This window comes from Oceanobacillus sp. FSL H7-0719 (assembly GCF_045040795.1).
Classification (GTDB): domain Bacteria; phylum Bacillota; class Bacilli; order Bacillales; family Amphibacillaceae; genus Oceanobacillus.
The window spans coordinates 1,157,033-1,171,716 of record NZ_CP150301.1 but is presented as its reverse complement, the minus strand read 5'-3'; the positions used below and the strand labels follow the sequence as shown (position 1 = coordinate 1,171,716).

Annotated in this window: 12 protein-coding genes; 11 read left to right on the top strand and 1 reads right to left on the bottom strand. The window is 38.1% G+C overall.

What is annotated here, in order from left to right; genetic code table 11:
• The first annotated feature begins 42 nt into the window (after positions 1 to 42).
• Together NST93_RS06385 and NST93_RS06380 are read left to right on the top strand one after the other, a co-directional pair.
• Positions 43 to 903 (top strand): LysR family transcriptional regulator, encoded by an 861-nt coding sequence (locus NST93_RS06385; protein ID WP_405102319.1) that lies wholly within the window; start codon positions 43 to 45, stop codon positions 901 to 903.
• A 293-nt stretch (positions 904 to 1,196) separates the two neighbouring features.
• Positions 1,197 to 1,619 carry an organic hydroperoxide resistance protein gene (locus NST93_RS06380; RefSeq protein ID WP_405102317.1) on the top strand — a complete coding sequence of 141 codons (423 nt, stop codon included), beginning with the start codon at positions 1,197 to 1,199 and terminating at the stop codon, positions 1,617 to 1,619.
• Between the two features lie 156 nt (positions 1,620 to 1,775).
• Here NST93_RS06380 and NST93_RS06375 read toward each other — a convergent pair whose 3' ends face one another.
• Positions 1,776 to 3,482, bottom strand: coding sequence for an NFACT family protein (locus NST93_RS06375; protein ID WP_405102315.1), 1,707 nt, complete (start codon positions 3,480 to 3,482; stop codon positions 1,776 to 1,778).
• 93 nt (positions 3,483 to 3,575) lie between these two features.
• Between NST93_RS06375 and NST93_RS06370 the strand changes: the two genes are divergently transcribed.
• The 9 genes from NST93_RS06370 (at position 3,576) to rsmB (ending at position 14,661) form a co-directional block, all read left to right on the top strand.
• Complete coding sequence (locus NST93_RS06370) at positions 3,576 to 6,230, top strand: cation-translocating P-type ATPase (RefSeq protein WP_405102313.1); 2,655 nt, start codon at positions 3,576 to 3,578, stop codon at positions 6,228 to 6,230.
• A 151-nt stretch (positions 6,231 to 6,381) separates the two neighbouring features.
• Positions 6,382 to 7,263 carry a YicC/YloC family endoribonuclease gene (locus NST93_RS06365; RefSeq protein WP_405102311.1) on the top strand — a complete coding sequence of 294 codons (882 nt, stop codon included), beginning with the start codon at positions 6,382 to 6,384 and terminating at the stop codon, positions 7,261 to 7,263.
• A gap of 92 nt (positions 7,264 to 7,355) precedes the next feature.
• Positions 7,356 to 7,616, top strand: a complete 261-nt coding sequence (gene remA / locus NST93_RS06360; RefSeq protein WP_405102309.1) for an extracellular matrix/biofilm regulator RemA — start codon at positions 7,356 to 7,358, stop codon at positions 7,614 to 7,616.
• 62 nt (positions 7,617 to 7,678) lie between these two features.
• Positions 7,679 to 8,293, top strand: a complete 615-nt coding sequence (gene gmk, locus NST93_RS06355; protein WP_405102307.1) for a guanylate kinase — start codon at positions 7,679 to 7,681, stop codon at positions 8,291 to 8,293.
• Between the two features lies 1 nt (position 8,294).
• Entirely contained in the window at positions 8,295 to 8,489 is a 195-nt protein-coding gene (gene rpoZ / locus NST93_RS06350; protein ID WP_405102305.1) for a DNA-directed RNA polymerase subunit omega, read from the top strand.
• A gap of 219 nt (positions 8,490 to 8,708) precedes the next feature.
• On the top strand, positions 8,709 to 9,917 hold the full coding sequence (gene coaBC, locus NST93_RS06345; RefSeq protein ID WP_405102303.1) for a bifunctional phosphopantothenoylcysteine decarboxylase/phosphopantothenate--cysteine ligase CoaBC: 1,209 nt from the start codon (positions 8,709 to 8,711) through the stop codon (positions 9,915 to 9,917).
• A complete protein-coding gene (gene priA / locus NST93_RS06340; protein ID WP_405102301.1) occupies positions 9,914 to 12,322 on the top strand; it encodes a primosomal protein N' in 2,409 nt (802 codons plus the stop codon). The genes coaBC and priA overlap by 4 nt, the downstream gene beginning before the upstream one ends.
• Positions 12,323 to 12,368: 46 nt before the next feature.
• Positions 12,369 to 13,310: a methionyl-tRNA formyltransferase gene (gene fmt, locus NST93_RS06335; RefSeq protein WP_405102299.1), complete on the top strand. Its 942-nt coding sequence runs from the start codon at positions 12,369 to 12,371 to the stop codon at positions 13,308 to 13,310.
• A gap of 1 nt (position 13,311) precedes the next feature.
• Positions 13,312 to 14,661, top strand: coding sequence for a 16S rRNA (cytosine(967)-C(5))-methyltransferase RsmB (rsmB, locus tag NST93_RS06330; protein ID WP_405102297.1), 1,350 nt, complete (start codon positions 13,312 to 13,314; stop codon positions 14,659 to 14,661).
• Positions 14,662 to 14,684 lie beyond the last annotated feature (23 nt).

Here is a 14,684-nt window from a genome sequence, read left to right as displayed (position 1 = left end):
GTATATAATGAATATAACAGCTAGCAGCAAGGATGGATATTGATGAAGATAGATGATTATGAGCTTCTTTTAAAATTGAATGAAGTCGGGACGATAAGGGGAACAGCAAAAGTGGTGCTTATTTCTCAGCCCGCAGTAACACAGCGTTTAAGATATATTGAAAATTATTTTGGTGAACAAATATTTATTAGAACATCAAAACGTTTAAAACTGACCCCAATTGGCGAGCTTATTTTAAAGCATGCCAAAGAGGTTGTCGAAAAGGAACAAGCGATTATGAACGAACTTGCCCAATCCAGTGAAGAAGTGCAGGGAACTTTGTCGATTGCTTGTTCATCACTTATCAGCCAGCGTTTTCTTCCTGCAATCCTTGGAGAATATACGAGTAAATTTCCGAAAGTTGCAATTGACCTTGTAACAGGGATTAGTGAAGATATTCGCAGGGACCATAAAAAATATGATGTTTGCATCATTCGTGGAGAGAAATTAAAGGAAAGCACGAATGAGCGGTTATTTGCCGACCCGCTTTATATTTTCGACACGGAGCCATTCCCAAAAGATGAGCTAAAAGAAAGGCCATTAATTTCGTTTAAAAGTGATGATAGCATGCATGAGCTTGTTGATCATTGGCTTTACTATCATCAGCATTTAATAAAACCATTGAAGACGATGACAGTGGATCAAATAGAAACATGCAAGCAATTTATGAAACAAGGGATTGGAATGGCGGTTCTTCCAGAAAGTGTTTCAGATAAAATGATGGAAGAATACCCGCATATTGCTTTAACATTAGATGGAGAACCGGTCACACGTGATACATGGGTCTGCTACCAAGAAGGAGCAAAACAGCTTCCGCAGGTAGAACACTTTATTCAAGCCCTAAATACAACGAAATTTTTATAGACAAAAATACATTTCACTTTTGGAAATGAAACATCAATATTTACTGCAGGCAGCCGCGAGCCAACCATATTGCGTTTGCCGCCGCGGCTGGCGAGGGGGATATGGACCGCAGAATTCCAGTCGAATAGGCGGACAGGAAAAGCATTTGCTCTGAGTTAAGATGATCAGCAGTTTAAATAATATATTGATTTGTAAATTTCGTGAACTAAAGGTTTGTTAGAGCTTTGCAGTAAAATGTTTAACCCTTCAGTAAAAGTGGAAAACAATTACCAGCTTTAAAAGGAGGGGTTTGGATGAGTGATATATTATTTACGTCAAGTGCAACAGCAAAGAATGGACGAGACGGTCATGTAAAGTCGTCAGATGGAATGATTGACTTAGATCTAGTAAACCCAGCAGAAAATAAAGAAGGAAAAGGATCGAATCCCGAACAGTTATTTGCTGCGGGCTATGCAGCCTGCTTTGATGGAGCGCTAAATTTAGTAGCATCAAAAAAAGATAAACAAATTGATTCTACAACAACTGCTGAAGTCAGCTTTATGAAGGATAAAGAAGATGGCGGATTTAAAATCGGTGTAACCATGAATGTCGAAGTTCAAGGGGTAAGCCCTGAAGATGCAGAAGAATTGGTTGAAGCAGCACACCAATTTTGTCCGTATTCTAAAGCGACAAGAGGGAATATAGATGTTAAATTAGTTCCTCAAGCGATTGAATAAAAAATGTACAGCTTGGAATTGCGAAAATGATATCTGCTGCGGCATTAGTGCAGAGTGGGTGTCATTATTCTAAAAATAATCTTATTCCACTTTATCCAGATTTAATAATTAACTGAGTAAAAGAAGGACTATTCCCAAGTAAGGGAATAATCCTTCTTATTTTTTTCTTCTTTCTGCAACAAAGTCTACAGAAGGGGTTACATAAATTGTTTTTTGGTTGTCATAAGTAACATAACCAGGTTTTGCACCATTTGGTTTCTTTACATGACGAATCTTCGTATAGTCTACAGGTACAGCAGATGAATTTTGTGATTTACTAAAATATGCTGCAAGCTGTGCTGCCTCAAGCAGTGTTTCTTCATCAGGATCTTGCGAACGAATAACAACGTGCGAACCAGGTATATCTTTCGTGTGCAGCCAAATTTCATCACGGTGTGCAAGCTTTGTTGTCAAATATTCATTTTGTTTATTATTTTTTCCAACTAGAATTACTGTACCGTCCGAAGCGGAAAATTCCTCTGGTGCTGGGTTTTTAGATTTATTTTTATGCTTCTTGGTTCGTTGCTTTTTCAAATAGCCTTCTTCCCGTAATTCTTCTCGTATTTCCTCGATATCCTCAACACTTGCAACCTCGATTTGCTGGTGAAGCTGTTCGAAATAATTTATTTCTTCTTGTGTTTTATCGATTTCTTTTTCAACCATTACTTTTGAATTTTTAAGCTTTTGATAGGTTTTAAAGAAACGCTGTGCATTTTCACTTGGTGTTCTGTTTGGATTTAATTCAATTTCAATTTCTTTTTGATCTGGATCATAATAATCAATGACCTTAACTTTTGAATCACCTTGTTTTACAAGATGCAGATGAGCGGTTAGCAGTTCTCCGTATTTTTGATAATGACTTGCATTAGCAGCTTTTTGCAAAGTCTGCTGATGCTTTTTTAATTTCCGCTCATTTTTACTTACTTCCGTTTTTATAAAGCGTGAGAGATCCTTTGCTTGCTGTTTTACACGGTCTCTTTCAGCTTTACCCGAATAAAATGCATCCAGCATGTCATTTACAGAATCAAACGGGATTTGCATTCCATCAATGGAAGAGATATTGAGTACATGGAAGTCCTCTCTCCCGTTACGATAAATTGCAGGTTCAAATTCATTCAACTTAATGGAGTTATTTAACTCCTCGAATTTCTCCTGATAAACCTTAGTTGAGCCGAGATTAGCACGGTGAACGATTTCCTTAGCGATAAAAGGAGAGAAACCAGTTAAATTATGAACGATTTGCTGATCAATCTTCCCGGCATTGAAATCAAGTCTTCTTAGTAAATCCTCACCAGTGATATCAAGGGGATTTAACTTATCCTGTTCAGGCGGCCTTATATATTCTGAACCAGGAAGAACTGTTCGATAGCGATTTTGGGATAATGAAATATGTTTCATCCTATCAATGATTTTTTCATTGTCTTTATTAATAAGAATAATATTACTATGTTTACCCATCAGTTCAATAATGAGTTGTTTTTCACTCTCATCGCCAATTTCATTTCGTGTTTGGAAGGTGATGATAATAATCCTTTCCATTCCATCCTGTTCAATGGATTGAACAGCTGCTCCACCCAGATGCTTACGAAGTACCATACAGAACATTGGTGGTTCCTTAGGATTTATAAAGCTGTCATGTGTTAAATGCATTCGTGCATATGTTGGGTGAATTGATAATAACAATGCATGATTTTTACCGTGGCTGCGTATAGTCATAACTAACTCAGATGCAGTCGGCTGATAAATTTTAGAAACTCTTCCAGGTATAATGTTTTCACTTAGCTCATGTGTTACCGCTTTGGTAACAATTCCATCGAATGGCATGTAATCACCTCTTCGGCAATTATAGCATTATTTATCCTCATGATACATACATATGAAAGTAATGGTGGAATCTTTGGATTTGGAGGAATGGAGATGAATTGGTATCAATTAGATGTAGAACAAGTAGAAGAAAAACTACATGTAACCGCTGATAATGGATTATCGGAAAAACAGGTACAAGCTGCAAGAAAAAAATTCGGAGAAAATGAATTAACGGGGCAAAAACAGATGCCGCGCTGGCTAATTTTTCTTAAACAATTTCAGGATTTCATGGTAATTGTTCTCTTGGGTGCCACTTTGATTGCCGGTCTTTTAGGTGAATTCATTGATGCGATAGCAATTTTGATAATCGTATTGGTTAATGGGTGTATTGGCTATTTTCAAGAGCAGAAAGCAGAGAATTCACTGGAAAAGATAAAACAATTATCTGCCCCGCTTGCTCATGTAAAAAGAGAGGGCGGCTGGAAAAGGATTCCTGCCCGTGAACTTGTAGTTGGAGATATTATTAAAGTTAACAGTGGGGACAGGGTGCCAGCTGATATACGCATCGCACAGGCGAACAGTCTTGAAATGGAGGAATCCGCACTAACTGGTGAATCTCTGCCTGTGGCAAAAAGTGGACAAGCGATGAAAAAAGCGAACCTTGATGCCCAAGATCAACTGAATATTGGTTTCATGGGGACGCTTGTTACAAAAGGGAATGGTACTGGCATTGTTGTGAAAACAGGAATGGACACTGAAATGGGGAAGATTGCGTCACTTATGCTGACGACGAAAAAGATTGTTACACCATTGGAAAGAAGACTAGCTGAACTTGGTAAAATCCTGATTATCGTTGCTTTTATTATGACTGCACTTGTAGTAATTCTTGGCGTGATGCAAGGAAGACCAATGTATCATATGTTCTTGGCAGGAGTATCTCTCGCGGTTGCTGCGATTCCTGAAGGCCTCCCGGCTATTGTAACTGTGGCATTGTCACTTGGAGTGCAGCGGATGATTAAGCGTAAAGCAATTGTCAGAAAATTATCTTCAGTCGAAACACTAGGTTCTGCTTCTGTTATTTGTTCCGATAAGACAGGTACAATGACAGAAAATCAAATGACGGTTAAAAACATTTATCTTAATGATGATTTATTACATCTTACGGGAGAGGGCTACCATACTGATGGTGAGATTTTACTGAGCGGAAGAGAAGTGGACAGGTCTTATCCGAACATTGAATCCATGCTGCTCTATGGTGTTCTATGTAATCATGCAACATTAAATATAAAAAAAGGGAAATATTATATTGATGGGGACCCAGTAGATGGAGCACTAGTTGTTGCTGCCAGAAAACTTGGGATTGATGACAGGGCAAAAACAGACTATCGAGTAATAAAAGAATTTCCTTTTGATTCTGATCGAAAAAGAATGAGTGTTATCGTTGAGGATGATAACGGAATGCAGTTTTTAATTGTGAAAGGTGCACCAGAGGTTTTATTGCCTCGCTCAAGCTTTATTATGACAAAAGATGGAAGAAAACAGCTTGATTCGGCTCGAAGCAGGAAGCTGAATGGTGTTGTTGAAAAAATGGCAGATGAAGCTTTGCGGATTATTGGGATTGGTATCAAGCCGATTGTTAAGGGCGATTCAATCCAACCTTCCCAATTGGAAAAAGATATTACATTCATCGGTTTATACGGTATGATGGACCCGCCGCGAAAAGAAGTAAAAACAGCAATTGCAGCCTGTAAACAAGCAGGAATAAAAACGGTTATGATTACAGGGGATCATTTAAATACCGCTACCGCAATTGCGAAAAAACTAGATCTTTTGCCTGAAGCTGGAAGAGTTGTTCCGGGGAGTGAATTGAACACGATGTCCCAGTATGACCTTGAAAAACAAATTGAAGATATATACGTATTTGCCAGAGTAACTCCTGAACATAAGCTGCGAATTGTTAAAGCATTTCAAAGTCGAGGGCATGTTGTAGCTATGACGGGAGATGGTGTAAATGACTCACCATCGATTAAAGCAGCTGACATCGGAATAAGTATGGGGCTAAGTGGAACGGATGTTACGAAAGAAGCTTCCTCGCTGGTATTGATGGATGACAACTTTGCGACAATCAAAGCTGCAATTGACGAAGGCCGAAATATTTATGAAAATATCAGGAAATTTATCCGCTATTTGTTAGCATCAAATGTGGGAGAAATACTTGTTATGCTTTTTGCAGTTTTGCTCGCCCTGCCGCTGCCGCTTGTACCTGTACAAATACTTTGGGTGAATCTTGTTACAGACGGACTCCCGGCAATGGCATTAGGTATGGATACATCAGAAGGAGATGTAATGAAAAGGGGACCAAGAAATCCAAGAGAGGGTATTTTTGCCAGAGGACTGGGATACAAAATTATCAGCCGTGGAATCATGATTGGACTCGTTTCACTACTGGCATTTATGATTACCTTTCAGAACAATTCTGAAAACCTTGTATATGCACAAACGGTTACTTTTTCAACACTTGTAATGGCACAATTAATTCATGTATTTGATTGTCGCAGCGAAAAATCAATTTTTGCCAGAAATCCTTTTGAAAATAAGTATTTAAACTTTGCTGTAATATCCTCTGTTCTGTTGCTATTAGTTGTTGTTTACTGGTCGCCGTTACAGCCGATATTCCATACAACCGCATTAGATCTCATGGATTGGCTGCTTATCCTTATTTTAAGTATTATCCCAACAATATTATTTGCTGTCACAAAAAAATAGCGTAATTTAGAGGGACTTATTACAAAAAATGTGATAAGTTCCTTCTCTATTTACTTAACTTCCATAAAATAGGATTCGAAAAAAGACTATTCCAATATTTTCTATTTGCTGTATGCTTGGTATACTGGTAACAGCAAAGGATGTGATTAACTTGGTTAAAAGCATGACAGGTTATGGAAAAGAAACTGTTCAAATAAAAGAACATATGCTAACTATTGAAATGCGTTCTATCAATCACCGTTTTTTAGATATTACAATGAAAATGCCAAGGAACTTGTTATTTTTAGAGGAAACTTTTAAAAAAACGATCAAACAATTTTTCAGCCGTGGCAAAATAGAAGTGTATATTACAATAAGCGGTCAAGGAAGTATTCACAGGGATCTTCAAGTGGACTGGGAATTGCTTGATCAATATATGAATCATATCAAACAAATTAAAAAACGTCACCAGCTTGAGGGAGATATACCAGCTTCCATCCTTGTATCCTTGCCAGATATTTTTGAGGTATACGAAGAGGAAGAGATGGATGACGAACTTAAGGATTCACTTCAGTATGTTTTAGAAAAAGCTTGCACAGAATTACTTGCTATGCGGGAAACTGAAGGAGATTTTCTTGAAAAGGATATTATACAGCGTCTTTATAAGATGAGAGAATTAACTGGTAAACTGCAGCTGATTCAAACAAAAGTGATCAAAGAATATCAGGATAGAATAATACAACGGATTAAAGAACACACTTCCAATATATCCCATTTGGATATGCCCAGATTGCACCAGGAAGTAGCAATTCTAGCTGAGAAAGGTGATATTACAGAAGAACTAATTCGCCTTGGGAGTCACATAGAACAAATGAAAAAAACACTATCAGAAGAAGGAAGCGTTGGGCGCAAGCTTGATTTCATTTGTCAGGAAATGCACCGTGAGGCAAACACAATTGGTTCTAAATCTATGGATGAAGAAATAAATCAACTAGACGTTTTATTAAAAAGCGAAATTGAGAAAATAAAGGAGCAAGTACAGAATATCGAGTGAAATAGGAAGGAATACTGGTTTTTCCTCTAGTTTTTTGTTAAATTAAAGTATAGTATATATATTAGATTTTTGCTGATAGAGGGGGAAAAAATTTGAATTTGGCATTAATAAATATCGGTTTCGGTAATGTTGTATCAGCAAATCGTATTATTTCCATTGTATCTCCAGAATCAGCACCAATCAAACGGGTTATTTCTGTTGCCCGTGATAACAACAAGCTGGTTGATGCTACTTACGGCAGGAGAACAAGAGCAGTGATTATTACAGATAGTGACCATGTTATTCTTTCTGCTGTTCAGCCTGAAACTGTAGGTCAAAGAGTAATTTCACATGAAGAAATGACAGAAGAATAACAGATAGTTTATTCATATAGATTCTCTATATAAGTGAGCTAGCAATTTAGGAGGAATTGTAATTGAAGGATGAGTCGGGTATTTTATTTATCCTTTCAGGTCCATCAGGAGTTGGAAAAGGAACAGTCCGCAAAAAGCTTTTTGAGGAAAAAACGGATTTGCAATACTCTATTTCGATGACAACTAGAGATATGCGACCAGGTGAAGCGGATGGCGTTGATTACTTTTACCGTTCAAAAGAGGACTTCGAACAAATGATTGAGAATGGTCAGCTTTTAGAATATGCAAAATATGTTAATAACTATTATGGCACGCCTCGAGCATATGTTGAAGAAACTTTAGCAAACGGGAAAGATGTATTTCTTGAAATAGAAGTACAAGGTGCTTTGCAAGTGAAAAAGAACTTTCCCCAAGGAGTATTCATTTTCTTATTCCCTCCTAGCCTTGATGAACTGAAAAATCGGATCGAGGGTCGCGGAACGGAATCACAGGAACTAGTTCTCAACCGATTAAAAGAGGCTCGGACAGAAATTGAAATGATGCATGCTTACGATTATGTTGTCGTCAATGATGATGTAAATCTGGCAGTAGATAGAGTCAAATCAATTATTCAAAGCGAGCATTTACGAAGAGAACGTGTTGAAAAACAATATAAAAAGATATTGGAGGCTGAATAATATGATGCTTGAACCGTCAATTGATCAGTTACAGGAAAAAATTAATTCAAAATATGTGCTTGTTACATTATCCTCAAGACGTGCACGACAATTAGCGGACGATGCGGATGCATTAGTAGAAAAACCAAAGTCTTACAAACCCGTTGGAGTCGCGCTAGAAGAAATTGCAGCGGAAAAGTTATACGTCGCTAAATAAAGCCATATAAAATACCCTCGCTAATCTATTAGAGCGAGGGTATTTTATTCCTTTAGAACGATATCGTCAGAGCGTATGGAGCTTATCGTACACTAAGTGAAAGTGTTAGTTGAATTATGATTCCATGCCGGCGGGGAAAGAACCGAAACAAGTAGCGGAAAAATGTAGATTCGATATAAATATGATAAACTTATAGCAACTAGGAAAGGGGTTCGAAACATGGTTAGAGGTAAAAATATTCTATTAGGCGTCTCTGGTGGAATTGCGGTTTATAAGGCTTGCGCGCTGGCAAGCAAACTAACGCAAAAAGGCGCAAATGTAAAAGTAATGATGACAGAAAATGCAACCAAATTCGTATCTGCATTAACCTTTCAAGCGTTATCAAGAAATCCTGTATACGTTGATACATTTGATGAAAAAGATCCTGAAAAAATTGCCCATATAGATATAGCAGACTGGGCTGATATAGCAATTATTGCACCTGCGACAGCTAATATCATAGGAAAACTGGCAAATGGCATTGCTGATGACATGCTTTCAACTGCATTATTAGCGACCCGCGCAGATAGTTATATAGCTCCTGCAATGAATGTACATATGTATGCACACCCTGCTGTAATTGAAAATATGAAGCAGCTGGAAGCATGGGGTTACCATTTTATAGAACCAGGTGCAGGGTATTTAGCATGTGGTTATGTTGGAAAAGGCAGATTGGAAGAGCCTGAGACAATTATTGAGGTAATTGAACAACACCAGCAAATTGGACAACCTTTACAAGGAAAGAAAGTACTCATTTCTGCAGGACCAACTAGGGAAATTATTGACCCTGTACGCTTCTTTTCTAATCGTTCATCAGGGAAGATGGGCTTTCGTTTAGCAGAAACAGCTGCAGAACTTGGAGCAGAAGTTACAGTTATTGCCGGTCCAACAGATGTTAAAGTAAATAATTCTAACGTTAATAGAATTGATGTCATTTCTGCTGAGGAAATGTATAAAGCGATGCATGAAGCTTTTCCGGCAGCAGATATTGTGATTAAAGCTGCTGCCGTGGCGGATTATCGCCCGAAACAAGTCCATAAAGGAAAAATGAAAAAACAAGCTGGTGACTTAACGCTTGAAATGGAGCGTACAAAGGATATTCTTCTGTCACTTGGTGAACAAAAGGAAAACCAGTTTCTTGTTGGGTTTGCTGCAGAAACAGATAATGTAATTGAATATGGCAGAAAGAAGCTGGAGAAGAAAAATCTTGATGCTATTGTAATTAATAATGTTGCAGCTGAAGGAGCGGGTTTTGCGGGTGATACGAACATTGTTACTTATTTAAACCGATCTGACCAATCAGAAGAAATTCCGCTTGCAACAAAAAATGAAATTGCTAAAAAACTTTGGCAATTCATTATAAGAGATATGAAGGATGAGAGAAATTGAAGATTGCAAAAGTGATCGTTGATGTTCCTGCAAGTGCAATCGACCAAACCTTTGACTATGAGATACCAGAACGCTATCGTCATGTATTAACACCTGGTATGCGAGTAATCGTCCCATTTGGGCCAAGGAAAATCATGGGGTTTGTGGTGAAGATTACAGCAGAGTCATCATTTAAGAAATTGAAGCCGATTTCCGAAGTACTTGACCTCGTGCCTGTACTGACAGAAGAACTATTGGATTTAGGTAAATGGCTTGCTCATCAGACCTTATCACTTTCGATTACTGCACTTCAGGTCATGCTGCCTCAGGTTTTAAAATCGAAATATAAAAAAGAAATTGTTCGTGCTGCGGATGGGGCATTAGCTCATGAATTAGAGGATTTATTTGCTGGCCGAGATGCCATTCCTTTTGAGTTGTTTGAAGAATCTACATTAAGTTATTACCAGCTGAAAAAAGCAGTTGAAGCTGGTGATCTGGCAATCGAGTATATTGTCGAATCAAAAATCACGAAAAAGTTTGAAACAATGATTAGACCAAAACAAGAAATTCATCTTTTGGAAGAAGCGATTGCAGAACTGCCAAAAACTGCAAAAAAACAGCATGCTATTTTAGACTATTTAATAGAAAATCCCGAAGAAATTTCACAAAAGGTATTATTAAGTAAATTTCAGACGAGTAATAATACAATAAAAACATTAGTTGAGAAAAATTTGCTGGAAACGTACCGCAAAGAAGTTTTCCGGAACCCTTATGATGATGATTCGATTATAAGAACAAAACCTCTCGAGCTGACAGAGGAACAGGAACAAGCAATTGAGCCGATTTTAAAAAGTATCGAGCAAGAAGAACATGAAGTTTTCCTTGTTCATGGGGTAACAGGAAGTGGTAAAACAGAAATTTATCTGCAGGCAATTCAAGAAGTCATTCACAAAGGGAAGGAAGCGATTGTGCTTGTTCCCGAGATATCGTTAACGCCGCAGATGGTGAATCGTTTTAAAGGTAGATTTGGTAAAAACGTTGCCGTGATGCACAGTGCCTTATCAGCTGGTGAGAAATTTGATGAGTGGCGGAAAATTCAGCGGAAAGAAGTGCAAGTTGTTGTTGGAGCAAGATCAGCTATTTTTTCTCCATTTGAAAATCTGGGAATTATCATTATTGATGAAGAACATGAGACAAGCTATAAACAGGAGGACCAACCGCGTTATCATGCTCGTGATGTTGCAATTGAACGAGGGAAAAACAATCATTTTCCTGTAGTCTTAGGAAGTGCAACACCAACATTAGAATCCTTTGCTCGAGCAGATAAAGGAGTATATAAGCTGGCAACACTTAACAAGAGAACAAACGATAAACCAATGCCAGAAGTTATTACTGTAGACATGCGCAATGAATTACACGCAGGGAATCGGACAATGTTTTCCCGTTTATTGATGGATAAGATTGCGGACTGTTTAGCTAAGGGTGAACAGATTGTATTGCTGTTAAATCGAAGGGGATATTCCACTTTTATTATGTGCCGTGATTGCGGGCATGTAAAAGAATGTCCACATTGTGATATTGCGTTGACATATCATAAAAATAATAATCGACTAAAATGCCATTACTGCTCATATGAAGAAGCTGTTCCGACAATATGTCCAGAATGTAACAGTGATTTAATTCGTTATTTCGGTACAGGTACACAGCGTGTCGAAGAGGCATTAACTCAGCTTATCCCCGAAGCTAGAGTGCTCCGTATGGATGTAGACACAACTAGAAGAAAAGGTGCCCATGAAAAGATTTTGAATCAATTTGCAGAGAAAAAGGCAGATATTTTACTTGGAACACAAATGATTGCTAAAGGGCTGGACTTTGAAAATGTCACCTTAGTTGGTGTACTTACTGCGGATTCTATGCTGCATCTTCCTGATTTCCGTTCCTCTGAAAAAACCTTTCAACTGCTCACGCAAGTAAGTGGCCGGGCGGGAAGGCATGATTTAAAAGGTGAGGTAATTGTGCAAACCTACACTCCTGAACATTATAGTATTCAGCTTGCGAGCCAATACAATTTTAGTGAATTTTATATGAAGGAAATGGCGATGCGCAGGGCCTTTAAATATCCGCCATATTTTTATTTGGCATTAATAACAATTACACATCAAAATCATGTAAAAGTTGTTCAGACGGCACAGCAAATTGTCCGCATGCTGCAGCAAAAGGTCCATCAGCCTACAGTGATTCTTGGGCCTACACCATCACCAATTCCGCGGATCAAAGATAGATATCGGTATCAATGCGTGATAAAATACAAGCACGAACCAGATTTAAGAAAATATATCCAGGAAATAAATAAACGTTTTGCAGAGGAAGTAAGAAAGAACGATTTACAAATTATTGTTGATATGCAGCCATATCATATGATGTAAGAGCCGCGCAGAAAGCTGCATGTATTAAAAGAAAGCAGGTTATAAAATGAAAAGAATTGTATTTATGGGAACACCAGATTTTTCAGTGCCGATTTTACATGCACTCGCTAAATCTGAATATGAAATTGTATTAGTTGTAACACAGCCTGACCGGCCAAAAGGGAGAAAACGAGTTATTACACCTTCGCCAATTAAAGAGGCAGCAATTGAACTTGGATTGCCAGTCTTTCAACCGGAAAAATTACGGCATAATTATGAGGAAATTCTGACGTACAATCCAGATTTAATCATTACTGCAGCTTATGGACAATTGCTTCCAAATGAGCTGTTAGAAGCACCGCCTTTTGGAGCAATCAATGTCCACGCTTCATTGCTTCCTGAACTGCGCGGGGGAGCACCAATTCATCATGCAATTATTCAAGGGAAAAAAGAGACCGGTGTAACCATTATGTATATGGTCGAAAAACTTGATGCAGGAGATATGTTAACACGTGTAATTGTGCCAATTGAAAGAGGGGATCATGTAGGAACAATGCATGATAAATTATCAAAAGCAGGTGCAGAGCTGTTAATGGATACATTGCCAGCTCTATTTCGAAATGACCTTTTAAAAGAAACACAAGACGAGTCGAAAGCAACCTTTGCGGCTAACGTTACCAGAGAAGATGAGTGGATTGATTGGCGAAAAAGCGATGTTGAAATTTTTAACCAAATTCGAGGATTACACCCTTGGCCTGTAGCCTATACTACATATGAAGGGGCAAATCTGAAAATTTGGTGGGGAGAACCTGACAACACGGATTATAGTGGCGACCCGGGAGAAATTGTAAAGAAAAACGATAATGAAGATTTTGTGGTTGTGTGCGGAAATCAGAAAGGAATCCGCATTACCGAAATTCAGCCCGCCGGCAAGAAGCGAATGTCTGTCCGAGATTACTTACAAGGCTCTGCAGAACGCATTAAAACGGGTATCCATTTAGGAGAGTAATATGAAATCATCTCAATTAAGAAGAAATATATTAGAAGTATTAATTCGTGTAGAAAAAGATAACGGATTTAGCCATTTACTGCTAAACCAAGAAATAAATGCGAAAAGACTTAATCAAAAAGACGAGGCACTTTTCACACAAATTGTTTATGGAACTTTGGAAAGAAAAATAACGCTTGATTATTATCTTAGTGAATTCGTTGACCCAAGAAAAAAAGTCGAAACCTGGGTGACGATTCTGCTTCGTATGTCTGTCTATCAGATGGTTTATTTAGATAAAGTCCCTGACCATGCAGTTATTCATGAAGCAGTTGAAATAGCAAAAGAAAAAGGACATAAGGGGATTCAAGGCTTTGTTAATGGTGTGCTTCGGAATATCCAGCGTAAAGGGGTGGCAGACTTTTCAAAAGTGAATGACCCTTTGGAAAGACTTTCTATTGAAACAAGCTATCCGATCTGGCTTGTAGAACACTGGGTTAAGCAATATGGCTTTGAAATTACAGAAGAAATTTGCCATGCAACCTTAATGAAAAAACCGATTGCTGTTCGGATTCAGCCACTGAAAGCTTCGAGAGATATAGTTATGCAGGAATTAGAGAAGGAAGGTTTTGAAGTTCAAGCTTCCGAGCTTTCCAAACAAGGAATTATTATTAGAAAAGGAAACATTTTAACTAGTGAGCTATTCAAAAAGGGAATGTTGACGATTCAGGATCAGAGCTCTATGTTAGTGGGGGAAATGATAAAGGCAGAACCTGGTATGACTGTATTAGATTCTTGCAGTGCACCGGGAGGAAAAGCAACACATATTGCTGAAAAAATGCAAAATACTGGAATAATTCATGCGCATGACATTCATAAGAAGAAAGCAAAGCTTATTTCTGAGAAAGCGGAGACACTGGGCTTAACAATTATCCATGCAGAGCAAGGTGATGCCCGAAAATTAAGGGAGAGATACGAAGATGCGAGTTTTGACCGCATTCTTGTAGATGCACCGTGCTCTGGTTTGGGAGTAGTCGGCAGTAAACCAGAAATTAAATACGAAAAGACTCAGGAAGATATCGATAGATTGCAAGTGATCCAACTGGATATTTTAAATCATGTAGCGGAATTATTAAAATCAGATGGATTAATGATATACAGCACCTGTACAATTGAGAAAGCAGAGAACGAGCAAGTAGTGGAGAAGTTTCTGAAATTGAATCCAAACTTTGAAATTGATGAGGAATTCTTTAAAGAACTCCCAGAAAGTCTGCAAATATCACTAGGAATAACTGGTTATGGGCTGCAGCTATTTCCACAAACACACCAAACGGATGGATTCTTTTTAACGCGATTAAAAAAAGTTAACTAAATTTATTCTTTTCTGCTCTTCAT

Bases quoted from the DNA above. Each gene is read 5' to 3' on its own strand.
- NST93_RS06370 (WP_405102313.1), top strand. From the start codon at position 3,576: ATGAATTGGTATCAATTAGATGTAGAACAAGTAGAAGAAAAACTACAT.
- rsmB (WP_405102297.1), top strand. From the start codon at position 13,312: ATGAAATCATCTCAATTAAGAAGAAATATATTAGAAGTATTAATTCGT.
- NST93_RS06375 (WP_405102315.1), bottom strand. From the start codon at position 3,482: ATGCCATTCGATGGAATTGTTACCAAAGCGGTAACACATGAGCTAAGT.
- coaBC (WP_405102303.1), top strand. From the start codon at position 8,709: ATGGTTAGAGGTAAAAATATTCTATTAGGCGTCTCTGGTGGAATTGCG.
- NST93_RS06385 (WP_405102319.1), top strand. From the start codon at position 43: ATGAAGATAGATGATTATGAGCTTCTTTTAAAATTGAATGAAGTCGGG.
- fmt (WP_405102299.1), top strand. From the start codon at position 12,369: ATGAAAAGAATTGTATTTATGGGAACACCAGATTTTTCAGTGCCGATT.
- rpoZ (WP_405102305.1), top strand. From the start codon at position 8,295: ATGATGCTTGAACCGTCAATTGATCAGTTACAGGAAAAAATTAATTCA.
- NST93_RS06380 (WP_405102317.1), top strand. From the start codon at position 1,197: ATGAGTGATATATTATTTACGTCAAGTGCAACAGCAAAGAATGGACGA.